This window comes from Paraburkholderia sp. MM5477-R1, from assembly GCF_050436385.1.
GTDB classification, from domain to species: Bacteria; Pseudomonadota; Gammaproteobacteria; order Burkholderiales; family Burkholderiaceae; genus Paraburkholderia; species Paraburkholderia tuberum.
The window spans coordinates 283293-305415 of sequence record NZ_JBNDMC010000005.1 but is presented as its reverse complement, the minus strand read 5'-3'; the positions used below and the strand labels follow the sequence as shown (position 1 = coordinate 305415).

The 22123-nt window shown below is 61.0% G+C and carries 17 protein-coding genes and 1 pseudogene; 7 read left to right on the top strand and 11 right to left on the bottom strand.

Annotated elements, in window-relative coordinates:
- Window positions 1-3: 3 nt before the first annotated feature.
- The 3 genes from OKW35_RS13710 to OKW35_RS13700 all read right to left on the bottom strand — a co-directional run bounded on the left by OKW35_RS13710 (window position 4) and on the right by OKW35_RS13700 (window position 2831).
- The gene (locus OKW35_RS13710; protein ID WP_090811083.1) at window positions 4-636 is read right to left on the bottom strand and encodes a response regulator; all 633 of its coding nucleotides are present in this window, start codon (window positions 634-636) and stop codon (window positions 4-6) included.
- Window positions 633-2258: a response regulator gene (locus tag OKW35_RS13705; RefSeq protein ID WP_429552299.1), complete on the bottom strand. Its 1626-nt coding sequence runs from the start codon at window positions 2256-2258 to the stop codon at window positions 633-635. Before OKW35_RS13705 ends, OKW35_RS13710 begins: the two co-directional genes overlap by 4 nt.
- 255 nt (window positions 2259-2513) lie before the next feature.
- Window positions 2514-2831 (bottom strand): hypothetical protein, encoded by a 318-nt coding sequence (locus OKW35_RS13700; RefSeq protein ID WP_184068255.1) that lies wholly within the window; start codon window positions 2829-2831, stop codon window positions 2514-2516.
- A 310-nt stretch (window positions 2832-3141) separates the two neighbouring features.
- Here OKW35_RS13700 and OKW35_RS13695 point away from each other — a divergent pair, with 310 nt between their 5' ends.
- Genes OKW35_RS13695 through OKW35_RS13685 form a run of 3 tightly spaced genes read left to right on the top strand, consistent with a single transcriptional unit; the run spans window position 3142 to window position 3938 of the window.
- Entirely contained in the window at window positions 3142-3387 is a 246-nt protein-coding gene (locus OKW35_RS13695; protein ID WP_026226136.1) for a hypothetical protein, read from the top strand.
- 26 nt (window positions 3388-3413) lie between these two features.
- Window positions 3414-3623: a hypothetical protein gene (locus OKW35_RS13690; protein ID WP_090811076.1), complete on the top strand. Its 210-nt coding sequence runs from the start codon at window positions 3414-3416 to the stop codon at window positions 3621-3623.
- 39 nt (window positions 3624-3662) lie between these two features.
- Complete coding sequence (locus OKW35_RS13685; RefSeq protein ID WP_429552298.1) at window positions 3663-3938, top strand: hypothetical protein; 276 nt, start codon at window positions 3663-3665, stop codon at window positions 3936-3938.
- A 75-nt stretch (window positions 3939-4013) separates the two neighbouring features.
- Here the strand turns inward: OKW35_RS13685 and OKW35_RS13680 are convergent.
- The 6 genes and pseudogenes from OKW35_RS13680 to OKW35_RS13655 all read right to left on the bottom strand — a co-directional run.
- Window positions 4014-4196: pseudogene (locus tag OKW35_RS13680) on the bottom strand (NUDIX hydrolase); the annotation flags it as partial.
- A 205-nt stretch (window positions 4197-4401) separates the two neighbouring features.
- Window positions 4402-6834, bottom strand: coding sequence for a WD40 repeat domain-containing protein (locus tag OKW35_RS13675; RefSeq protein ID WP_429552297.1), 2433 nt, complete (start codon window positions 6832-6834; stop codon window positions 4402-4404).
- 670 nt (window positions 6835-7504) lie between these two features.
- Window positions 7505-10204 carry a CoA-binding protein gene (locus tag OKW35_RS13670; protein ID WP_429552296.1) on the bottom strand — a complete coding sequence of 900 codons (2700 nt, stop codon included), beginning with the start codon at window positions 10202-10204 and terminating at the stop codon, window positions 7505-7507.
- Window positions 10205-10231: 27 nt separating this feature from the next.
- The gene (locus tag OKW35_RS13665) at window positions 10232-11518 is read right to left on the bottom strand and encodes an ATP citrate lyase citrate-binding domain-containing protein (protein WP_090811071.1); all 1287 of its coding nucleotides are present in this window, start codon (window positions 11516-11518) and stop codon (window positions 10232-10234) included.
- A gap of 7 nt (window positions 11519-11525) precedes the next feature.
- Window positions 11526-12413 (bottom strand): amidohydrolase family protein, encoded by an 888-nt coding sequence (locus OKW35_RS13660; protein ID WP_184068267.1) that lies wholly within the window; start codon window positions 12411-12413, stop codon window positions 11526-11528.
- The gene (locus tag OKW35_RS13655) at window positions 12410-13714 is read right to left on the bottom strand and encodes an MFS transporter (protein ID WP_184068270.1); all 1305 of its coding nucleotides are present in this window, start codon (window positions 13712-13714) and stop codon (window positions 12410-12412) included. The genes OKW35_RS13660 and OKW35_RS13655 overlap by 4 nt, the downstream gene beginning before the upstream one ends.
- Window positions 13715-13857: 143 nt before the next feature.
- On the opposite strand from OKW35_RS13655, the gene OKW35_RS13650 reads away from it, so the two are divergent.
- From OKW35_RS13650 to OKW35_RS13640, 3 genes are all read left to right on the top strand, one after another.
- The gene (locus tag OKW35_RS13650; protein WP_184068273.1) at window positions 13858-14601 is read left to right on the top strand and encodes a GntR family transcriptional regulator; all 744 of its coding nucleotides are present in this window, start codon (window positions 13858-13860) and stop codon (window positions 14599-14601) included.
- Between the two features lie 307 nt (window positions 14602-14908).
- Complete coding sequence (locus OKW35_RS13645; protein ID WP_090811874.1) at window positions 14909-16216, top strand: MFS transporter; 1308 nt, start codon at window positions 14909-14911, stop codon at window positions 16214-16216.
- A 564-nt stretch (window positions 16217-16780) separates the two neighbouring features.
- A complete protein-coding gene (locus OKW35_RS13640; protein ID WP_429552295.1) occupies window positions 16781-17584 on the top strand; it encodes a hypothetical protein in 804 nt (267 codons plus the stop codon).
- Window positions 17585-17793: 209 nt separating this feature from the next.
- On the opposite strand, the gene OKW35_RS13635 is transcribed toward OKW35_RS13640, so the two are convergent.
- A complete protein-coding gene (locus tag OKW35_RS13635; protein WP_429552294.1) occupies window positions 17794-18672 on the bottom strand; it encodes an NmrA family NAD(P)-binding protein in 879 nt (292 codons plus the stop codon).
- A gap of 115 nt (window positions 18673-18787) precedes the next feature.
- Here OKW35_RS13635 and OKW35_RS13630 point away from each other — a divergent pair, with 115 nt between their 5' ends.
- A complete protein-coding gene (locus tag OKW35_RS13630) occupies window positions 18788-19711 on the top strand; it encodes a LysR family transcriptional regulator (protein WP_429552293.1) in 924 nt (307 codons plus the stop codon).
- Window positions 19712-20149: 438 nt separating this feature from the next.
- On the opposite strand, the gene OKW35_RS13625 is transcribed toward OKW35_RS13630, so the two are convergent.
- Window positions 20150-21717 (bottom strand): IS3 family transposase gene (locus tag OKW35_RS13625; protein ID WP_429552292.1). Its coding sequence is split into 2 segments (ribosomal slippage): window positions 20150-21279 and window positions 21279-21717, totalling 1569 coding nucleotides; the frame shifts between segments, so codons are not numbered across the junction.
- Between the last annotated feature and the right edge of the window lie 406 nt (window positions 21718-22123).

Here is a 22123-nt window from a genome sequence, read left to right as displayed (position 1 = left end):
TTTCTACTCGACGATCATTCCGTGCCGGATCGCGTACCGGATCACCTCAGCGTTGTTGGAAAGCCCGAGTTTCTGCATCAACCGCATCTTGTGTGTGCTGATCGTTTTCGCGCTGAGGGCACATGCCTGGGCAATTTCATTGATGCTCCTGCCTGCCGCGAGCATCTGCAGGACCTGGAATTCGCGGTCCGACAGGACTTCATGTGGCGGGACGTCGCCGCGCTGTGTATCGAACACCATCGCATCGACGAGCTTCGGATCGATGAAACGGCCGCCGTCCGCGAGCTTGCGGATTGCCGCGAGCAGCACCTCCGGGTCACTGTCCTTGGTCAGATATCCCGTTGCTCCCGCGCGCAGCGCGCGCGACGCGACCTGAGCCTCGTCGTGAATGCTCAGCACCAGCACCGGCAACGAAGGATGTTCCGCCCGTACCCTGCGGATCAGAGCGACGCCGCTGATGCCGGGCATCGTCATGTCGAGCAATAGAAGATCGAGCGCGCACGAGCGCAGCTTGTCGATCACTTCCGCTCCTTGCGCCGCTTCCGCCGCAACGACGATATCGCTCGTGGTCGCGATGATCTGTCTGAGTCCGCCACGGACTATCGCATGATCGTCCGCAATGAGTATCCTGATCATGTTCGAACTCCGCCATCGAGCGGAATATGAATCGAAACCATGGTGCCCGCGCCCGGCGAGCTGTCGATCGAAAGCGATCCGCCGATCAGCCGCGCGCGCTCGTTCATGCCGAGCAGGCCATATGAATAGTTGCGACTCACCACTTGCTGATCGAAGCCGCATCCGTCGTCACGCACCTGCAGCAAGAGCTGTGCAGCCGTCGAAACAAGCGTCACCTCGACACGTGTGGCGGCGGCATGACGCGCGACGTTCGTCAGCGAAGCCTGTGCAATGCGGAACAGGGCCGTCGCATGGGCGTCGGACAGCGCGGGCTCGCCGCCTTCGATGCGCAATTCACACGCGATCGCATTGCGGCGGTTGAACTCGTCGACAAGCCATTCGAGCGCAGACACGATGCCGAAGTTAAGCGCCGCGGGCCGCAGGTGGCTCGCGACATTACGCACCATCGAGATCGTGCCTTCGACCAGTTGGCGCATATCGTCGGCTTTTTTTGTCGCTTCCGCGTCGTGCGCGATGCGCATTTTGAGCAGAGACACGTCCATCTTGAGCGCGGTCAGCAATTGCCCCAGCTCGTCGTGAATTTCCATCGCAATGCGCTTTCTCTCCTCCTCGCGAATCGCCTCCATGTACGCGGACAGTTCGCGCTGCTGCTCGCGCGATTCGACGAGTTCCTGTTCCATCTGCTTGCGCCCCGTAATGTCATTCAGGCCCACATAGATCGCGGGAGAATCGTCGTAAGTTGCGGCGCGCGCCGTCGCCATCGCCCAGAACCGGGTACCGTCCTGGCGCCGGAACTGTATCTCCGTGTTGCGCAAGCCACCCTTGGTCCGCAGATGTTCGATCAGACGCTCGCGCTCGCCCCGCTCGGCGTAGAAATCCGCGATATTGGCGGACAAGCCTTCGTCCATGCCGAAGAGTTCGCGCAGCGGCGGGTTCGTGTACAGGATGTGCCCATCCGGCATCGAGGTGATGCATAGCGGCACGGGACTCGTTTCGACAATCGCGCGAAAGCGAGCCTCGCTTGCCTGCAGGCGCGCGTCCGCGCGCCGCCGCTCGTCGATCTGCGCCCGCAAGTTGGCGTTGGCGCGCGCCAGCTCTTCGGTGCGCAATGCGACACGTCGCTCCAGATCGTCGCGCGCTTGCGATAGCGCGGCCTCCGTTTCCTTGCGCACGGCGACTTCCGCCAGCAGTTGCCGGTTCTGCGCGAGAACCTGCTTGTGCATCACCCGCAGCTCGAGGTGCACGCCAACGCGCGCGACCATCTCATCGACGCGCAATGGCTTGGTCACATAATCGACACCGCCCACCAGAAAGCCTTCGACGCGGTCCTCGTTGTCCATCAGCGAGGTCATGAATATGACGGCGATATCGCGCGTGCGCTCATCGCGCTTGAGGCGCCGACAGGTCTCGAAGCCGTCGATGCCCGGCATCTTCACGTCGAGCAGGATCACATCGGGCTGCGAGAAGGCTGCGCGCTCCAACGCTTCGATACCGTCGAGCGCCACCAGCACGCGAATGCCGCGCGCCTCGAGACTGTCGACAACCACGCCGAGATTCCCCGGCGTATCGTCGACGATCAGAATCGTGCCCGTAAACGCGACCGGAGCGGCGAGATGGCTCATGATGCGGTGTTCCCTTCGAGATACCGCTCAGCGGGTTGCAGGAGCCCGCTCCACCATGCGTCGAAAATGTCGAGCGCCATATATCCCCGCGAGTGCCGCCGTTGTAGTTGTCCTATTCTGCACTCGATGCCGGCGCCTGGTCCATCACGCCCGCTCCGGGTTTCAAACGTCCGATGAAACGGCGCGCCCCGTGGCCTCACAGCCGCCGCATGCGTGCCTGTAAGCAGTTGCGCGCCTGGCCGGCGTTGCCGTTCGCTAGTGCGACACCTCGCCCGCCACCGCGGTCAGTCGGACCGTGCGCGGCAAGGTCAGTTCGTCGATGAGGTCGGCCACCTCGCACAGCGCGCGAAAATCATACTCGTCGATCTGCTCCGCGTGATTGCGCCGCAACTCGCGCATGGCTTCGCCCAGGCGCCTGAGCGCGTTGGTCGTGCTGTCTATCAACGGCCAGCAGTGCATCAAATACGCAAGCGATGTCACGCTGCGCGTCTCGCACCAGGTGTCGAACAGTCGCAGACATATCGCGTCGATTTGCTCGATGACGTTTTCCCGTTCCGATAGATAGCCGATCATGTTGCATCAATTCGACATTGCATTTCGATGGCTCATCATCTACGAGCAGAATGTGTGTCGCATTCAGCGCAAGCTGGAAAATCAGGGTGTGACTTCCTGATTCGCGTGTCAGGAAATCCTTAGTGTCATTCATGGCGAAAGCCCCCGCAGATGGGCAAGGACCCTTAAATGCCGTTCTATATGCTGTTCCGGTTCAGGAAGTCCTGACGGCTGAAACCAGCGATTCCTGAAACGACATTCCGGCCGGCGCCGATTGGACGCACGCACCGATCGCCATAGCATCGAATCATCGTGCATCGCGGGGAAAATCATGGCGGGCAACAGATCGCTGCGTTCTCAGGTCGAAAAACTCGTTGGCCCGACGGGGGGCCGAGGGGCGCGCGTGCGTCTGCTGAACCGCTCGCGCTCGGGTGGAACATGCCGGGTGTGCATTCAAATCGATCTGCCGACCGGGGCGTTTTCACTCTTCTTCTTTCGCCATGCCGACGGCGCATGGCACGTGTTTCCGCCGGGCCAGCGCCGTCCGGAAATGGGGATAGGCCGCATGGCGGCCTGATCGTTCAGCCAGCCGGGGAAACGCACATGCACGACGATGCTTCGAACACACTGCCGCAGGACGTGATAGAGCTGCGCGCTTGGCTCAACGACTGGTACGACCATGCATTCGCCGTAGGCTACGTCCATCCGCCCTTCACGCTCGATGAAGCGACAGCCGACCGGCTCGAAGGCTACTTCAAGGCGGGCCTGACGCCGGCCGAAGGCGCAATCTTGTTCTTTGGCGTCGTGCATTGAGAGGCGAGCGATGAAGGCGAAAGACGGTGAAGTCAATCAATGAAACATCACATCGTCGGGCGTTATCGCGGATTCGTCATCGAAGCGCACATGGAGCCGCGGACGGCCCGTTTGTCCGTTGGAATCGCGCTGACATATCGCGTCACGTGGTCATTGCGTAGAAGGACACGAAAACAGCACGTCACCGGTAACTTAGCCGATGCCGTTACCTACGAGTCGGAAAGTGTTGCTCTCACGTGCGTCGACCGCAAGGCTCGCGCTCTTATCGATGCCATGCTGGCGAATCAGGAAGCGTTAAAAACCGTGGGGCTGTAACCCCGATGCCTGGAAGGCCCGCGCCTCGCGCAGCGTCACGCGGACTCGAACGGCCATGCAAGAAAAACGGCTCGACTAGCCGCGGACATCCCTGCCGAGATACGCAGCGACCGCGCCTGTCACGGCGAAGCCAGGCAATTGCTCCGGCGACGCCAGATGCGCGGCGACGATCTCGCGATTATCGAGCCGCAGGCCCGGAAACCCCCATTCGGCGCGGTACGACGACTTCAGCAGCAACAGCGACTGACCGACGTAGATTGGGCGGATTCAACCGGTCGATGCAACGCAATGAACGCCGGATGAGCGACTCTCGGTGCAGAGGAAAACATGAGCGGACCTACGAGTAGGCGATGGACCTGCTCACGTCCGCGGACTTCGATGTGAAGCTAGTCAGGAAGATTGGAAAGCAATTGGTCGCGCTGGCCAAACGTATCGTTGCTGCTCGCTCCGACCGGTCGGCGAGTTACGATCCACATACGTTTTCGCCCCGGCGCCCGCGTACGAGAGAAAGAGCAGCTTCATCATCGGTTGTGAGCAGGTTTGCTCCCACGAGCCTTTCCCTACACACGGCTTTAGCCAGGCTCTGACCTCGCTTCTGCATGAGCCATCGGATAGGCCACACCCGCGCGGTCTGATCCGCGGACGCAGTTACCACCCGCTGGCCGTCCGGGCTGAAGGTGGCGGAGCTTACCGGTCCCTGATGTCCGGTGAGCTTCGCGATCACCTCGCCGGTCGCCGCGTCCCACACCCGCGCGGTCCCGTCCGCGGACGCGGTCACCACGCGCTGGCCGTCCGGGCTGAAGGCGGCGGAGAAAACCGGTCCCTGATGTCCGGTGAGCTTCGCGATCACCTCGCCGGTCGCTGCGTCCCACACCCGCGCGGTCCCGTCCGCGGACGCGGTCACCACGCGCTGGCCGTCCGGGCTGAAGGCGGCAGAGAAAACCGGTCCCTGATGCCCACCGAGCTGGGCGATCTGTTTGCCGGTGGCCGCGTCCCACACCCGCGCGGTCCTGTCCGCGGACGCGGTCACCGCGCGCCGACCGTCCGGGCTGAAGGCGGCGCAATAAACCAGATCCTGGTGCCCGCTGAGCTGCGCGATCTGTTTGCCCGTGCTCGCGTCCCACACCCGCGCGGTCCTGTCCCTGGACGCGGTCACCACCCGCTGGCCGTCCGGGCTGTAGGCGACGGAATCAACCGGGCCCTGATGCCCGCTGAGGAACAAGATCTGTTTGCCGGTGGCTGCGTCCCACACCCGCGCGGTCCCATCCGCGGACGCGGTCACTGCGCGCCGACCGTCCGGGCTGAAGGCGACGGAATCAACCGGGCCCTGATGACCGCTGAGGAGCAAGATCTGTTTGCCGGTGGCCGCGTCCCACACCCGCGCGGTCCCATCCGCGGACGCGGTCACCGCGCGCCGACCGTCCGGGCTGAAGGCGGCGGAATAAACCAGATCCTGGTGCCCGCTGAGCTGCGCGATCTGTTTGCCGGTGGCCGCGTCCCACACCCGCGCGGTCCGATCACGGGACGCGGTCACCACCCGCTGGCCGTCCGGGCTGAAGGCGGCGGAAATAACTGACCCTTGATGCCCTCTGAGCAGCAAGATGCCCATCGCCGCGTCCCATGCGCGCGCGGTCCTATCACGGGACGCGGTCACCACCCGCTCACCGTCCGGGCTGAAGGCGGCGGAATTCACCGGCCCCTCGTGTCCGGTGAACTGCACGATCACCTGGCCGGTCGCCGCATCCCACACCCGCGCGGTCTTGTCATCGGACACGGTCACCACGCGCTGGCTGTCCGGGCTGAAGGCGGCGGCGCTCACCGGTCCGCGATGCCCAGTGAGCTGCACGATCGCCTGGCCGGTCGCCGCGTTCCACACCCGCGCGGTGTTGTCATCGGACGCTGTCGCCACGCGCTGGCCGTCCGGGCTGAAGGCGGCGGAGAAAACCGGTCCCCGATGCCCTATGAGCTGCGCGATCACCTGGCCGGTCGCCGCATCCCACACCCGCGCCGTCTTGTCATCGGACGCTGTCACCACGCGCCGGCCGTCCGGGCTGAAGACCGCGGAGCTTACCGGTTCCCGATGCCCGGTGAGCTGTGCGATCACGTGGCCGGTCGCCGCATTCCACACCCGCGCGGTCCTGTCCGCGGACGCGGTCACCACGCGCCGGCCGTCCGGGCTGAAGGCGGCGGAGAAAACCGGTTTCTGATGCCCACTGAGCTGCGCGATCTGTTTGCCCGTAGCCGCGTCCCACACCCGCGCGGTCCTGTCTGCGGACGCAGTCACCAAGCGCCGGCCGTGCGGGCTGAAGGCGGCGGAATAAACCAGATCCTGATGCCCGCTGAGCTGCGCAATCTGGTTGCCCGTAGCCGCGTCCCATACCCGCGCGGTCCTGTCTGCGGACGCAGTCACCACCCGCTGGCCGTCCGGGCTGAAGGCGGCAGAATAGACCAGATTCTGATGGCCACTGAGCTGCACAATCTGTTTACCCGTGGCCAGGTCCCACACCCGCGCTGTCCCATCCCAGGACGCGGTCACCACCCGCTTACCGTCCGGGCTGAAGACGGCGGAATCAACCGCATTCTGATGGCCACCGAGCAACGCAATCTGCACTGATGCTTGCGCGCCACGCATAAGCTCAAGCTCTGCTTCTGCCGATCCCGGCGAGAGCCAACCGTTGCCCAACGCCAGCATCGCGAAGCGCATTGCGCGGTCATAATTTCCGGCGTCGTTCGCCGTTGTCGCGGCCGACGCCAACGCCAGGGAAGTCTGGCGTGCGACCGTCCGAGTCTGGTGAATGATCCACCCGGCAGTCACAATTAGAATGAATACGATTGCGCCAATCAGTACCTGGATGCGTCGCTGCGCGCCCTGTCCGTGCTCGCTCTTCGTTGACATGGGCTTGACCCTCAACGATTTGTTGCAACGGCGACTCGCGCTCCGCGCGTGCAATCTCCTCGCGCCCGCAGCAAGTCCATCGATAGGAAAGGTCGTCCGCGCCCAGCCGAAAGCAATTCGCACATGTCCAATTCGCAAAGAAATCGCTCGCCCCACACCGTCGCCCAGACGTCTGGGGGCTCCCGGTCGCATCGTCTCACGCCACACCACGCACTCGATTCCAGGAAACAGCACATCAGTGCGCACCAGTGTCCGCTGACAGGGGCGGATTCAACCGGTCGATGCAATAGTTCGATGAAATCGTTCAGCCGGTGTTTCGTAATCCAGGGTCTTCCTTGGGCGCTCGTTCCGCCTTGCAGGAGACGTCACTGATGAAATTGCTAAATGATCGCGTTAAACCATATGTTCGGTATCGCGCATGTTTCAGGTCCGGGTAAAGCACACTTCCGAGACAGCGAACGTCTATGATCACCGCAACCCAAAGAGGAGAAGCCTCGCGAAGCGAAACGCGTCGTAGTTGAGCAAGGCCAACGAATAATCGCCACATAGGCTCGGGTTGTTCGGAAAAGCGTGCACGACTCGCACCCCCAATCCCGTGCGGAGACAACTGATAGTTGTGGGCATGAACCCGGCAGCGCGGAAAGACTTCGTGCGCTTCCGGGTCATTCCGCTACGCAACGAAACGACACTCCGACGCTGGTGTACGTGTATCCATGTTCCTTCCGCGGTTCATATGGTCATCGATTTCAGCCGCGCAACCGAGCATGCGAGGGTAAAGAAAGATGGTAAAGGCGGCCGTCTCCAAAGCGTTGCGCGAATACGTTCCGTCACGATACGGCTGCCAGAGCATCTTGAGCAGTAACGCGGCAATCACCGCATCGATGTTGACGCAGTAAACGTTTCGCGAAACCCCCGCGTCGAACAGGCTTTGGACCAACGTCCGGTAAAAGTCGTGGAAGATGTTGTATTCGTCGCGCTCGGCGAACAATCGCCGCACGAACATTTCACGCGGGTCGTGATTGACGGGTTTATCTTTAAACACCGGATGATTCACGCCAGGGATTTTCTGGATGTCCAGGCTGCCGCTCGTTTTCTTGCTCGATTTGTATTTGGCGTAACTTTCGACGTACGTCATCGCTAGTGCTTTCAAATCCAGCCCGTGCGCAGGATTGCCCGGGTCAGTCAGTCCGCTATGCGCGAACTGGTCCAGCAGAAACGCAATTCCCTCAAATCCATTGCCACCGTGTGTGTAACCACTGTGCGTAAGGAAGCCGATTAACGCCTTGTTGAGTTGGACGCGCTCGGGGTCTTCGGGACCATCGGCAGAGACCGCACCTTTTGCACCCTGCGCGGAAATCGTTCCGGGTCCATTTGACAGCAGCAGACCGACCAGCAATTGGAAGGAAAACAAGTCGCTCGTGCCTGGCCACAATCCAAACAACGCGCCGAAGGCGGTTTCACCAAGCGAACGCTCCTCCAGGACTGTCTTCGTTTCGACGCCGCAGAAGCTGTCCGGACCATGCTGGTCCGAGGGCACTGAAGCGCCTATCAGGGAGCCGAAAAGTTGTATCCACCACGGAAGGCTCTCAGCCGAAAGGCGTGAAATGCGTTTGCGCATGAGCGGTCCCCATGCGAGCGTCGCGCAAATGGCTGCCAATACGCCATCGGTAGTCGGCTCGCCGGGCAGGCTTTCAACATATTGCACGAATGTCGACTTCACGTCGCGAGCTTTGAGTCCCGCCAGGATTGCGCGGGCCCGAAAATCCGGTTCACTGCCGACGAACAGGTTGAGGTCGGTGACTTCGGCGCGCGAAAAGTCGAAACTCTCATCCATCGCGTTCTCGAGCTTCACCGGGGCAAAGGCGTCGATTAGAGCGCGGACCGCCTGGCGAGGCCCGGCTTGCCCTCGGGGCCCGATGATACTCGCCGCCGCTGCAAGGACAGTGTTTGGTGCATTACCGGCATCCCGTGCCGCCTGGGCAGCCCCAAGTGCGGGATGTCCATACAGGTTCAGGAACGCACTCACAGCGACATTGATTAGCGCGCGGTCGTTCATCCCGCCGGGTTCGTGGAGCAGCGCGAGGCTTACGTTTGTCTCAAGGGGGTACTGCGCCGCATCAAGCATCGAAACGCCGTAGAGACTGGTCACCTGCGACTTTGGGTCCATCTGCGACGCGCCAGAAGCATCCTTCATCGACTGTCGCGGTGGTACAGCTCCAACCTGTTTGTCGAGCGCGGCAATCTGGGCATCGTATGGGGCCGTGGCCTGCACGACAGGCAAATCCAGCGCCTGCGGCAGGCTCAATCCGCGGTGACTGCTAAACCACGGTTTTAATGCGAGGTTACCTTCCGGCTCGAAATCTGGCCTGCAGGCGTTTTCACGCATCACAGCCGTGAGTGCTGCGGGTATGTGCGCGATGTTCGTGACAAGCGCACCCTTTGCCGACACGGCCGGATTGTCCGGCGTGAACACACTTGACACCCCGAATTTATCGAGAAACCATTGTTCTTTCGATGCGGCGTCGTCCGCGCCTCCGGACATAGCACCCGCGTGTCCGACAGCACGGGTCAGCTTTGACTTCCAGCGACCCACGACGCACGCAACCACCGGCTTCGTAAAGTTGGCGTCGAGCTCGTAGTAGCCGCCCGGTTCGACATAAAGAACGGCCGCCTTGCTTCGCGCGTCGTTTGCCAAGGCCGCAGCGAACTCGGGCGCCGCGAATTGAATGTAGACGTCTTTGCCACTTGAGATGGCTGTAGTCGTGCCCCATCCGGCCATCCGCAGGTAGGTTGCGATGGTAGTCGTGAAGTTGCCCGAGTTGGAAAACAAGGCAATCGAGCCACGCCGCAATGCCTCTTCAGGGTGGTCGCCGCCCAGCGCTCCCCCGATACGCACCTGGTTCCAGGCGTCAGCCACGCCGAGGCTGTTGCCGCCAAAAATGTCGACCCCGTTGGACTGACCCATCGCGCGGATTTCGCGCGAGTCACTGACGGCCAGCTTTTCGGTAACGATGAAAATCTTCTTCAGTTCCGGATTGACACGGATTAGCTCAGCCACGCCGTCCCGTGCAGCGGAAGGCGGCAGATAGATGACGCCGCAGTTGAACCGGTGACCATCGTTCAGGCCTTCAAGGACATTGTTGTAGACCGGCACGCTTCCAAGTGCCGTTTCCAGTACCTGTCCGCGCTTTCCCGGAGCCGTACCAAACACCACGTTGCCACCGGAATAGGCATGACCGACGGGCGTGACATCGCTCGACTCGCCGCCCAGAATGTTGAGCACGCAAACGCGGTCGTCCTTTGTGGCAACTTGGGATAACGAACTAATTCCTACGAAGTATTTAAAATCGCCAATTCCCTGCTTGTACATAATGATTCTCCTCAGTCGATGAGATGCTCAGGCAGCCTGTTTGACCGCAATTCCCAGCTTCGCGGCAATCTGCTCACGGCCGCCTGCTTTCATCCATTGGTCAACCTGCTTCGCGTACAGGACCACCTCGCTCATGTCCGAGTCAAAGCCGAAGAAGGTGTACGGCAATCCCAGCGAATCGAGCGTGTCGCGCAATGCTCCCATTCCGCGAACCAGATTCGGACCGCCACGGCCGACCACCACATAGAGCGGCGTCGGGCCGTGCTGACTGAAGTGCTCGCGTAACGCGTCGGCCATTGCGCGAAATGTTTCGAAAATATCCGTGTTGTTCGACTTTCCACCAATGATGAACAGCACATTGCTCTGCTCAATCCAGTGCTTGAAGCAGATGCGGGCAACTTCCTTCATTTTTTCGTAGGGTGGGTTGCCGCCGAAGTCTGACGAGATGATGGCGTCGTCTCCGAGCATTTGCGTGACAAGGGAGTTCGCGCCGCCACCGAACGTCGGAGCGAGAATGCTGCCCTTCGCGTTAATGACGTAGACGTCGCTCTGCCCCTGATACGTGCGAAGCTGGTTGATTTCCTGTTCGAAGTCTGAATAGTCGACTGCGAAGAGATGCGCGGGCAGGTCAAGGCGCTGCCAGCGCGGGTCATCACGGTCGAAGCCGCATTTGAAGTCACAGGCGACGGGTGTCAGCCGTCCCTTGCTATCCTCGCGCATCCGGATTGGATTCAGTTCGAGGGTCGTCATTCCGAACCCGTGGTAGAGCTCCCATAACTTGGGGAGGTGCTGTACAAGCGGCGAGATAATCTGTTTGGGTGCGCCCAGCGTCGAAAGCGCGTTCGCCACGACGAACGCCTTGAGCCCGGTGAGCGGGTCAAACGGAATCTGCACGACTTGCGACTTGTCCAGTTCCTCGATGTCGACGCCACCGTGATGTGTGAGCGTCATCGTCGGTGCGCGGAAGTGTGTCGAGTCGGTAATCGAGAAATAGACCTCGTACTCGGCCGGCACACCCGCCTCAAAGGTCACACCATTGGCTTTCGACACAGTATTGGCAACGTGATGTTCGACGAAGTAAAGACGCTCCTTCTCCTTCAAGGCGGTCGTCAGGTCAGTCGCGCGGCCAATCAGACCGGCCTTGCCCTTCTTGCCAACACCGCCCTTGAAAACCGGCTTGATGAAAATCATGCCGTGCTTTTTCAGCATCGCTCGAATCTGTTCTTCGCTAGCGTCCGGACCCAGAATCTCGGGCGTCGGAAAGCCCACGAACTGCAGCAATCTGGCGCCGTGCAACATACCGGTGACTTGCATGATGACCTCAGGAAGTGAGTTGGGAAGTCGGTGTCGTCGGGACAATATCCCTCACGGGGTCTTTGTCGAACCCGTAAAACGAGTGCGGGGTTGAGCACAGGATTGCCTCGACAATCGCGGGCGCAAGATGTAAGTCCAGCAACGCGGTAAGCGTCTGGCTGTAGGCCGTCGCATGTTCAAACTGCGTATGTGGCCAGTCGCTACCCCACATCAGACGTTCGGCGCCAAATGCGTCTATGAGTTGGTCCGTGGCATCGCGCATGAAACTCGAGTCCGGCTCCGAGCACCGATAGGCGCCCGAAATCTTGACCCACACGCGGCCAGATGGGCCAAACTCCAACAGGTCGTTGAAGCCCGGGTCGCGTGTGCCGCTGTCCGGGTCAGGGCGGCCAAAATGGTCAACGACGACTGGCAAGCCCACATCCAGCAAAGTGTTGACGAGCGGCGCCAGGTCCGACGCCTCCCTGTGCAACTCAACATGCCAGCCTAGTTTTGATAACTGCCGCCAAAGCGTTACATATGGCGCCGAGCCCAGCTTGGGGAGCGTCTGTCCGACAAGGTTGAGACGCACGCCCGTCACACCCTGACAGTTCAGTCGCTGCAGGTCGTCTTCTGAAATTTCGGGGGACACGACTGCTACACCTCGCAGCCGGCTAATGTCGCTGGTCAGCGCCTGTAAAAGATGGCTGTTATCGGTGCCGAGAAAGCTGGGCTGGACAAGGACGGCATTGCCAATATCGTTCTCGTCCAGAAGCTTCCGGTAGGCGTCCAGCGTTGCGTCATAGTCGGGTGCGTAGCGCCGTCCGTCCGCCAGCGGCAGAGTCCTGGCAAACACGTGCGCGTGCGTGTCAACGCGCGGCAGCCGTGGCCGCGCGATGGATGGGGCCTGAGTCATCGCTGGCTCCGGTGATGGTCAAGCGCTAATTCGGCGTCGGCGACCAGTTGTGAAGCCTGCTCGACGCCGGACGGCCGCAAGCGCTTGCCGCGCGTTTCGGGAAGCAACAACACGGCAACCATCGCCAGCCCGTACGCAATTGCGGCATCGATACCAATCGCTGCTCCCAGCGACATCGAATGACTCATGTACCCGACCAGCACCGGGAAACCCGCCGAGGCGATGCGACCGAAGTTGTAGCAAAAGCCGACGCCTGTCCCGCGCATGTCCGCAGGATAGAGTTCGTTGAAAAGTGCGCCCAGGCTGGCCGGGATGCCGGCGGCGAAAAAGCCTAGCGGGAAGCCCAGAACAAGCATCTGCGTGTTGCTCAATGGAAGCATCACGTAGGCGAGCACGGTGACGATGCAAGAAAATGCAAAGAATGCGATGTTGCGACGCCGTCCGATACGGTCGAGCAGGTAAGCGCTCGCCATACAGCCGCACCAGAAAGCCACGATAACAACCGCAAGATACCCACCGGTGTTGAGGACCGACAGATGTCTTTCCTTGGAGAGGAAGGTCGGCAGCCAGGTCATGATGGCGTAGTACCCGCCGTGTGCGCCTGTGCCCAGAATCGCCCCGATAACGGTGGTCTTGATGACGCGCGGCTGGAATACTTGCGCGATTTGCCCCCACACAGAAACCACTGGTTCAGCGCGAGACGGCTCAACGCGCACAGGTTCGCGGAGATTGCGGCGGACGTAAAGGACGAGAAGCGCGGGCAGCAGGCCAGCACCGAACATGACACGCCACGCCGTGTCTGACGGCAACCACGAAAAAGCTGCGGCATACAACAGCACTGCGCCGGCCCAGCCGACAGCCCAGGCGCTCTGTACCGCGCCCATGGCCTTGCCGCGGTGTTCCGTCCGGATGGTCTCAGCCATCAACACGGCGCCTGCAGCCCACTCTCCGCCGAACCCGAACCCTTGCAGGGCCTTCAGGACCAGTAGTTGAGGAAAACTCTGGGCGAAGGCACAAAGGAAAGTGAATCCTGCAAACCAGAGAATCGTAATCTGCAGCGTCCGCACCCGACCAATCCTGTCGGACAAGGCGCCCGCCAGCCAGCCGCCCATCGCCGATGACACCAGTGTCACGCCGCTGATCGCGCCCGCCTGCGTGTGGTCGATGCCGTACGCTGCGATGATTGCGGGGATTGCCAGGGTAAACATCTGCACATCAAGGGCATCGAGGCCCCAACCCGCGAAACATCCCCAGAAGGTGTTTCGTTCGAGAGGTGTGCCTTGCTTGTACCAGGTGAACATCGCCGTCTCCAGGGTAAATTCATATATTCATGTATATGACTATATGTTTAGTTTAGGCGCTTCGACGAAGAAGTCATTGGGGATTTACCCTTGTTCCGGCAGATGTTGTACAGTGACTATTCCTGTGAACAACTATATGAATCATGGATATGCAGTCGTTCTCGGCCAGGCCAGACAGTCGTTTGCCGCGATACCAGCAGCTACGCGATGACCTGGTGCGCCGCATCGCGGAGGGCGAGTGGGCGCCAGAAAAGGCAATCGACACAGAGGCGGAGCTCAGCCTGTTTTATAACGTGTCGACCGGCACACTTCGGAAAGCCATTGATTTGCTGGTGGCCGACGGGGTGCTCACCCGCACCCAGGGAAAGGGGACCTTTGTCCGGCGCCCGCGCTTTGATTCGTCGTTGTTCCGCTTCTTCCGATTCAAGTCAGCTGACGGGAAGCCGGTCCGACCGACGGCGAAGGTGCTCAGCCGCGAGGTCGTCAAGCCAAACGAGACGATTCGCTCAACCTTGCAGATGAAGGCGACGGAGAAGGCTGTTCATCTCTCGCGGGTACGATTGATTGACGGACAACCCGTTTTGTCGGAAGAAATATGGCTACCTCGAAGCCGTTTCGAAGCGCTGGCGACTCTGCCCCTTGGTGGCTTCGAGGATTTGCTTTATCCGCTTTACGAGCGGCTTTGCCGCCAAATCGTCGCATCCGCAACCGAGATTCTGAACGTCGAACAGGCGACGGACGCTGATGCGGCGCTCCTGCATATCGACGTTGGCAGCCCGGTAATCCTTGTGCACCGTGTGGCATCCGATTTCGCCGGGACGCCTATTGAATGGCGCACCACGCGTGGTGCTGCTGCAGCGTTCCAGTATCAGGTCGATATTCGCTGACAACGCGACTTCCTCGCCGCGTTTGGTGCTGTCATAGGGACCGACAACGCGAACTGACTTTCTGTCACCCGGCAGGTCGCATTTTTCCTGCGACTTTCAGGCTCTACACCTCGTTCGCCGAATACATCACTGGTCGCCAGTTGCGGCCGCAGCTCGCTTGCGTGCGCTCGTCCGGGTTATACCTCATTGCAGCCCGACCTCAAACATACAAACATATACATGACTATATCAATCTGCTTGTTTTCGTCTGACTGACCGTTTTCGAAACGCCAGTCGAGCGGCAGCGGGCATGGAACTTGGAGCGAACATGTCTACGTCCGTAACACGTGAGCAGCAGGTAATGAAGAAAATGGCATGGCGGCTGATGCCGCTGCTGATTGTCATGTTTCTCATCGCATTCATCGACCGGCAGAACGTCGGCTTCGCGAAACTGGAAATGGTTCAGGCACTCGGCATGACGGAAGCCGCGTATGGCCTTGGAGCATCGCTGTTTTTCATTGGCTACCTGCTGTTCGAGGTGCCCAGCACACTGGCGCTACATCGGTTTGGGGCCCGGACGTGGCTCGCTCGCATCATGATTACGTGGGGCGTCGTTACAGTGCTAATGGCGTTCACCAGGTCCCTGCCAGCTTTTTACTCGTTTCGGTTTGCGCTGGGTGTTGCTGAAGCCGGGTTTTATCCAGGCGTCATTTACTACCTGACGCAGTGGTTTCCTCAAAGCTACCGGACACGTGTGCTTGGCCTTTTTACCCTCGGCAGTTCGCTGGCAAACATGCTTGGCGCGCTGGTCGGAGGGCTGCTCCTTTCCTTGGGCGGAACACTGGGACTGGCGGGTTGGCAATGGGTCTTCCTTGCCACCGGTCTTCCGGCAATACTGATTGCCTTCGTAGCGCTTAAATATCTACCGAGCTCCGTCGAGGAAGCGAACTTCCTTTCTCAGGATGAGAAGGACATTGTGGTCGCAGCGCTTGTGCGCGAAGCGTCCCCGGAAGCAAAGGAGTCCCGGCCATGGGCGGCATTGCTTGACCCGAAGGTTCTCATGTTCGCAGCAACCTACATGCTGATGTCGACGTCGCTCTACGGCGTTACGTACTGGCTGCCCACGTTGGTTAAGAGCTGGGGCGTTTCGTCGAGCGTCAATGGCCTGCTTAACATGATTCCGTGGGCACTCGCGGCTCTTCTCCTGCTTTGGCTTCCCGGGAAGCTCAAACGTGAACAGGTGGTGTTAAAAGCAATGGCCATAGTCGCCGGCATCGGCGTCGTATGCTTTGCATCGAGCCTCGTGTTGCCGACAGTGTCGTTGCGCTTCATTGCTCTGTGTCTGGGCGGCGCCTGTATTCCACTGCTATACCCTTGCTTCTGGTCGCTTCCCCCACGCTTCTTTTCTGGCGCTCGAGCCGCCGCAAGTGTCGCTGCCATCAACTGCATTGGAAACCTTGGAGGGTTCTTCGGACAGAACCTCATGCCGTACGTTGGCAAGGTAACCAACAGTCATGTTGCACCCATGCTCGTTCCGACTGCATGCCTGTTAGCTCTCGCAATCGGTACCATCATTGCGTGGACAGTCGGTGGGCATCGCAAGGCGGCGCTTGCGTCATCAACGGTTCCGCTTTGATGCGGGCCATGACACCCCCAAGCTATTTGCACAGACGCAATGTACCCTCATTTGAGCCGCATGTTCGATTGATTGCAGACTGAGCGCGGTTCAACTTCGCGATGGTTTGAAGCCATCCGGCCCGGCTTGGGAGTGCCGTTCCGGAGCAAGGCTCGAATCGACCGCTCATAGCCCTTTGCGCATCAAATAAGACGGGTTATTTGCGTGCAACCCCATCGGTTGTACGCGGCGAATGGCCGCTGACGAGAAAGCCGGATGTCTCTTCAGGGTCGCGTGCTGCCGGTCATGACCCGACACTTGTCGATCACACAACGATTGGCAAGGTTCGGCCAATTTGAGACGGTCGCGAACGGCTCTGCGAGGTCGCTGAGCGGCTGTCACAAGCCCTGAGTCCGTCCCCGTCAAGTATTTCGAGGGCGGCCCGATCTGGCCAGTCTGTGCCTAGCCAGCGAGACCCAAAGCCTGATTTGAAAAGGCCGATCCACTGGTTAGATTTGATGCCATGTCCCTCCCCAACGTAGCAAGCGGTCATGTGGATCTATACTGGGGCACCTGGAGGCTTCGATGGCTAATCAAGACAGACTGCATCCGCTACGTCCGCTCCTGAAGAATTGGGTTTGGGAGCATGGCCGAATCGGTACCCGATATCTGGACTGCACCGATGGCGAAATCAAGTTTGACGAAGGCAAGAAGTCGCGCTTCGCGGCCGAAGAATACATTTACGTGCCGCTCGACAAGGATGCTGACGACGATGCGCCTGTGGAAGGTCCTGCGATCCAGGAGGCGGGGCTCGCCCGGTTTTTGAGGGCAGCGCAGTTAGGCAGGCCCGAGGAGGCAGGCACTATCGTGGAGGTCCAGCGCGCAGTGCAGGACTGCATGGAACTCGGCCTGTTCAGCGCATATCAGTTGAGCGCCCAGCAGGCCGCCGCACGCTATGCGCAAGAACCCATGTTCGAGGATGAAATCCGCGCTGCGGTTGTCGACGATATCCGACGTATCTACGCGGGCATGCGCGAGCAATTGGCGCTGTACGATTTCAGTGTGCTTTACGGCTTGCCCACGCCCCTGCTCATCAGCGAGGCGCCGTTCATCGACTGGCGCGTGCGCGCTAGTCCGGCCCTTCCGTTTGTCTCGCTTCCTCTTGGGCCATACTGCCTGCTGGTGGGTGCGCCGTCGGGCAGGAGCAGCCGAATTGGCCCCGTGGTCTGGAAGTCCGCCGCGGCAATGGGCCCATTGAAGGACCACAACCGCCAAATCGCGGAGCACGCACGGTTGTGGCTGGTGGCGACCACTGACGACCAACTCGTCGCGGTACAAAGCCGCTTTGCTGATGCCAGGAGCCCCAAGCCAGAGGATGCGAGGCCCTGACTGAAGTCGGCGGGAAACGCGTTGAATCGTTCGTGCTTCTGGAGACGATTTACGGACGTCCGCTCCCTGAAGCCACGAGTGTCACGCTGGGTCGATATCCGCGCGGCCTTCATAAGCAGCGGAATACACCCGAGAGCAGGGGTCGGCCCCGTCAAGCCCCCCGTCGCGCGTGCCAGCCTCTGAAAGTCGCGATCGCGTATCCTGGCAGGTCAGTCCTTAGCCCACGCCGCAGCCATGGCGACGGCAAAGTCCCGATAGGATCTCGGTTGCCGTCCCAGCAGCGTCGCCAGACGCTCGACGTCCGCGCTGGACGCGACCGCGCCGTCCTGCTGATACCGGCCCATCATGAGTCGCATGTCGTATGCGAGCCAGGCAGGAGCAACCGACTTGAGGCGCTGCTCAAGGACGTTGAGATCGTCGCCACCGTAGCGGACGGGACGTCCCAGCGCCTCGGCCCAGGTCGAAACCACGGTCTGCGCATTGATCACGTCAGGACCGACGAGTTCGTACGTCTCGCGCGGCAGCGGGTTTGAGCCACGCTCGCGGCGCAGCAGTTCGCGCGCGGCAGCCTCGCCGATATCACGGACGTCGACCATGGAAATGCCTTTCGCGCCAATTGGCATGCCGTAGACGCCGTGCGAAAGCAGCGGGTCTTTCTGCCGGACGTCGTTCTGGATGAAATACGCGGGGCGCAGCACCGTCACCGGCAGGTCGAGGTGTTCGATCATGCGCTCGACCGTATGTTTGGCGGTGAAGTGCGGCACGTCGACGTATTCGGCGCCCTTGAACACCGACAGATAAACCACGCCTTTCACACCCGCTTCCCGTGCGACGCTCAGGGTCTGTACCGCCTGAGTCAGCTCGTCCGCGACGTTGGGCGCAAGCAGGAACAACGTGCTGACGCCGATCATCGCCTGCCGCACCGCGTCGATGTCGGACAGGTCGCCCTTCACTGCGGTGACGCCACCAGAAAATCGCGCTTTCTCCGGTGTGCGGGTCAGCGCGCGTACCTCGGCACCGCTGCCGCCCAGATGCTCGATAACCTGCTTACCGATCACGCCCGTGCTGCCTGTAACGAGGACTGCCATAGGTATCTCCTTGAAGTGGATGGGCTGGGTCCGCCCGTGAGACAAACAATAGTCGTTTCGCTCAATAGTCGAAAGTGCCAGAATTCATACACTTCGTCTCGTAAACGGAACGATCATGGATTTGACGTCGCTCGGCGATTTCAATGCAGTTGCACTGCACGGTGGCTTTGGGCCCGCCAGCCGGGCGCTCGACCGCCCCAAGGCCACCCTCTCGCGGCGCGTGGCCGAGCTCGAGGAAAGCCTCGGCGTCAGGCTGATCGAGCGAGGCTCACGCAGGCTGCGTCTGACAGAAGAGGGCGTTGCACTCCATGAACGCACGCGGGGGCTCATGGCTGAGATTCAGGAGGCGGGTGAAGCGCTCGCCTCACGCGCCCCGGTGGCGCGCGGGCGGCTGCGCATCAGCGCGCCTGTCGTTTTCGCGCATGTCGTGCTGTGCCGGATCGCTGCGCGCTTTGCGCTCGCCTATCCGCAGGTCGAACTTGAGGTCATTGCAGAAGACCGCATCGTGGATCCGGTGGAGGACGGCTACGACCTCGTTATCCGTATCGACCCGGCGCATGGCGAGCAGCTCGTGGGACGGCGCATCCTCGGTGACGAGCGCCTCGTGGTCGCGGCGCCGGGCATGTCGATACCTTCGAGACCGGCACCCGATGCAACCGCGTTGGAGGTGCCGGCCGTTATGTCGGCCGCGGCACCATCAGGCGCGTTATGGCACATGCGAACGGAAGACGGTGGTGCGATAGCGATCAGGCCGATGCCGGTGTTGCGGCTGTCATCGTTGCTGATGGTGCGTGACGCGGTGCTCGAGGGCGTAGGCGCGGCGCTCTTGCCCAGATTGCTGGTTGAGCATGATGTGTCGACAGGAAGACTCGCCTGTTGGGGAAAGGCGGGCTCGCCCGTGGAAATCTGGGCCCTTTACAATTCGCGCCGGCTTCTGAGCGCGAAGGTGCGAGCGTTCATGACTATGCTGCAGGAGTTGCCGGGTCGGGAGCGCAAATCGGGTGGCGCTAGCAGCTCCAATGATTCTCCGCGCCGCTAGCTTTCTCTGTGGTAGCGCGGCGACGTGGTCGAGCCGTCGAGCGGCTGCTTTCGGCGACATTGAGTGTCTCTAACGGGTCGGCTACAGCCAATTGCGTCCGGCGAAACGCTACAAGTCTGGCGCGACTGGAGGTAAGTCTTAATTTCGGCGTGCACGGTTGCACTGACTCTGGCGCCCTACGCCTGCATCGATTTCTCAGCCCGGGAGGTGATGAAATTGTTTGGTATCGCATGGCCAACCCATAGCGCATCACCACTGTCGTTCACTGAACGTCAGCAAAGTCGACATGCTGTCGATGGATGCGCCCAGCGTATGACAGATCCACTCGTAATGTGTTGAAAAACTCCCTTTCCTGCGCAACCGGACCGGCACCCGAAAAGTCGGCCTCTCAGATCGCCCTATGCGCCGCGGCGCGCGTCAAGCAAGTTGTCGCCTCACTCATGCAGCCAGAGGCTGTTTATTTGCGCTGATCGACGCCATCTCGACGACTGAGTCGCGTTCGGGGTTAAGCGTCACGGCACCAACCGGTGTCCAGTTGCGCGTGTGGCGCGACCAGCGGGCCGGATTGCGCTCGCGGGCCCTCTCGTACAGTGCATGCCGAGCGGCGAGAAGCGCACGATCGTCACCGGCGTGACGCTGCGCAGGCGTCACGTAGCGGATGCCACTATGACGATGCTCGAAGTTGTACCACTGCACGAAGCCGGCAGCCCAGGTGCGAGCAGCGTTCAGGTCCTCGAAGCCTGTGACCGGAAACTCCGGCCGGTACTTCGCGGTTCGGAACAGCGCCTCGGCATAGGCGTTGTCGTCGCTGAGCCGGGGACGCGAGTACGACGGCTTGATGCCCAGCCAGTGCAGCATCGCCAGCACGGTAGTGGCCTTCAGCGTCGCCCCGTTATCGCCGTGCAGCACCGGCCGGGCCTCAAGGGCGGCAATGCCTTCGGAGAGCGCCGTACGACGTACGAGATGAGCAGCGTGTTCGGCCGCGTCGCTGTCGTGCACCTCCCAGCCGACAATCTTGCGGCTGTACAGGTCCAGAATCAGGTACAGGTGGAACCATCGCCCTGTGACCGTTGCCGGCAAATAGGTCATGTCCCAGCACCACACCTGGCGCGGCGCGGTTGCAACGTGCGTGGTCGGCGGCCGGCCGCTCGAAGGAGTTCTGGCACGGCCACGGCGCCTCATCTGCCCATGCTCGCGCAGCACGCGTGCAAAGGTCGATTCGCTGGCGATATACACGCCTTCGTCAGCCAGCATCGGCACGATGCGCGCCGGTGGCATGTCGGCAAAGCGCGGCTCGCTGGCTACGCGCAGCACGTTTTCCCGCTCCTCCGGGCTCAAGGTGTGCGCGGGCAGCAGGCGCATCGCGCCGGGCCTGGCGTCGCCAGTGACGAGCCCTTGATTGGCCCTCCAGCGCTGCAGGGTACGCACGTCGATTCCGGCCACCTCGCAGGCCAGGCGCAACCGTGCGCCAGCCAGTCTTGCCGAATCGATTTCCCGGGCCAGGAGCTGGCGATCTTCGAGGCCGATCATTCGTCCTCGCCCTTGTCCGTGTTGAAGATCGCCCCGAGTTTTTTTGAAAGAACCAGCAATGCGGCTGCCTCGGCCAGTGCTTTCTCCTTGCGCCGCAGTTCGCGTTCCAGTTCCTTGATGCGACGCTGGTCCTGCTTCGTCTGCTGTGGACTCGCACGGGCCTCTTCGGGCTCGGCCAGCGCCTGCGTGGCCGCTTGCCGCCACTGCGCCAGTTCCTGCGGATACACGCCATGCTCGCGGCACCACGCATTGCGGGCCGTCTCGTCCATCGCTGCCGTGCTCAACACCGCTTCGAAACGCGCGGCCGCTGTCCATGCCCGCTCGCGAGCGGGCATGGACAGCGCATCACTGCGCCAGCGCTCCAGCGTCTGCGCGCCCACACCGATCTCTCGCGCAACCTCTTCCACTGATGCGCTCTCCGGCGGCAGCAACCGCGCCACTGCCCTGTCCTTGAATGTCTTTCCGTAACGCGCCAACTTGTTCTCTCTTTATCGCCCCCAGATTCCAATTTTATCCAGGCGACAACCATTGTGACGCGGGGGGGAAGCAGAGGCATGGGTCCTTGCGGACCATATTGGGTTCTCAAAATTTGCTGTCGTTAGCAAAGACTTGTTTCCGGGGAACCCAGAGGCGGAGTCCGACCCAAAACAAACGCTACTCGCCCTCATCAAGAAGAGCAAACGGCGAGAGTTGCGTGACGAGATGCTGCCCGGGAAAGGGGCTACATCACCCGTTGGCCTAGGCTACAACGTTCACATGACGGACTTCGTGAAAAACCATTGGAACATCGGTCGGGCCGTTGATCGAGCACCAAGTTTAGCTCGGGCAATCCCAAGAGTCGCCGCTCTCTTGCAGGATGTCGCAGAAAGGTGAACTGTATGA

What these genes read in the sequence shown, in the direction of transcription:
- OKW35_RS13665 (WP_090811071.1), bottom strand. Translation starts at nt 11,518, where the DNA reads ATGCAAGTCACCGGTATGTTGCACGGCGCCAGATTGCTGCAGTTCGTG.
- OKW35_RS13640 (WP_429552295.1), top strand. Translation starts at nt 16,781, where the DNA reads ATGGCTAATCAAGACAGACTGCATCCGCTACGTCCGCTCCTGAAGAAT.
- OKW35_RS13675 (WP_429552297.1), bottom strand. Translation starts at nt 6,834, where the DNA reads ATGTCAACGAAGAGCGAGCACGGACAGGGCGCGCAGCGACGCATCCAG.
- OKW35_RS13695 (WP_026226136.1), top strand. Translation starts at nt 3,142, where the DNA reads ATGGCGGGCAACAGATCGCTGCGTTCTCAGGTCGAAAAACTCGTTGGC.
- OKW35_RS13700 (WP_184068255.1), bottom strand. Translation starts at nt 2,831, where the DNA reads ATGATCGGCTATCTATCGGAACGGGAAAACGTCATCGAGCAAATCGAC.
- OKW35_RS13645 (WP_090811874.1), top strand. Translation starts at nt 14,909, where the DNA reads ATGTCTACGTCCGTAACACGTGAGCAGCAGGTAATGAAGAAAATGGCA.
- OKW35_RS13650 (WP_184068273.1), top strand. Translation starts at nt 13,858, where the DNA reads ATGGATATGCAGTCGTTCTCGGCCAGGCCAGACAGTCGTTTGCCGCGA.
- OKW35_RS13635 (WP_429552294.1), bottom strand. Translation starts at nt 18,672, where the DNA reads ATGGCAGTCCTCGTTACAGGCAGCACGGGCGTGATCGGTAAGCAGGTT.
- OKW35_RS13690 (WP_090811076.1), top strand. Translation starts at nt 3,414, where the DNA reads ATGCACGACGATGCTTCGAACACACTGCCGCAGGACGTGATAGAGCTG.
- OKW35_RS13670 (WP_429552296.1), bottom strand. Translation starts at nt 10,204, where the DNA reads ATGTACAAGCAGGGAATTGGCGATTTTAAATACTTCGTAGGAATTAGT.
- OKW35_RS13705 (WP_429552299.1), bottom strand. Translation starts at nt 2,258, where the DNA reads ATGAGCCATCTCGCCGCTCCGGTCGCGTTTACGGGCACGATTCTGATC.
- OKW35_RS13660 (WP_184068267.1), bottom strand. Translation starts at nt 12,413, where the DNA reads ATGACTCAGGCCCCATCCATCGCGCGGCCACGGCTGCCGCGCGTTGAC.
- OKW35_RS13685 (WP_429552298.1), top strand. Translation starts at nt 3,663, where the DNA reads ATGAAACATCACATCGTCGGGCGTTATCGCGGATTCGTCATCGAAGCG.
- OKW35_RS13710 (WP_090811083.1), bottom strand. Translation starts at nt 636, where the DNA reads ATGATCAGGATACTCATTGCGGACGATCATGCGATAGTCCGTGGCGGA.
- OKW35_RS13655 (WP_184068270.1), bottom strand. Translation starts at nt 13,714, where the DNA reads ATGTTCACCTGGTACAAGCAAGGCACACCTCTCGAACGAAACACCTTC.
- OKW35_RS13630 (WP_429552293.1), top strand. Translation starts at nt 18,788, where the DNA reads ATGGATTTGACGTCGCTCGGCGATTTCAATGCAGTTGCACTGCACGGT.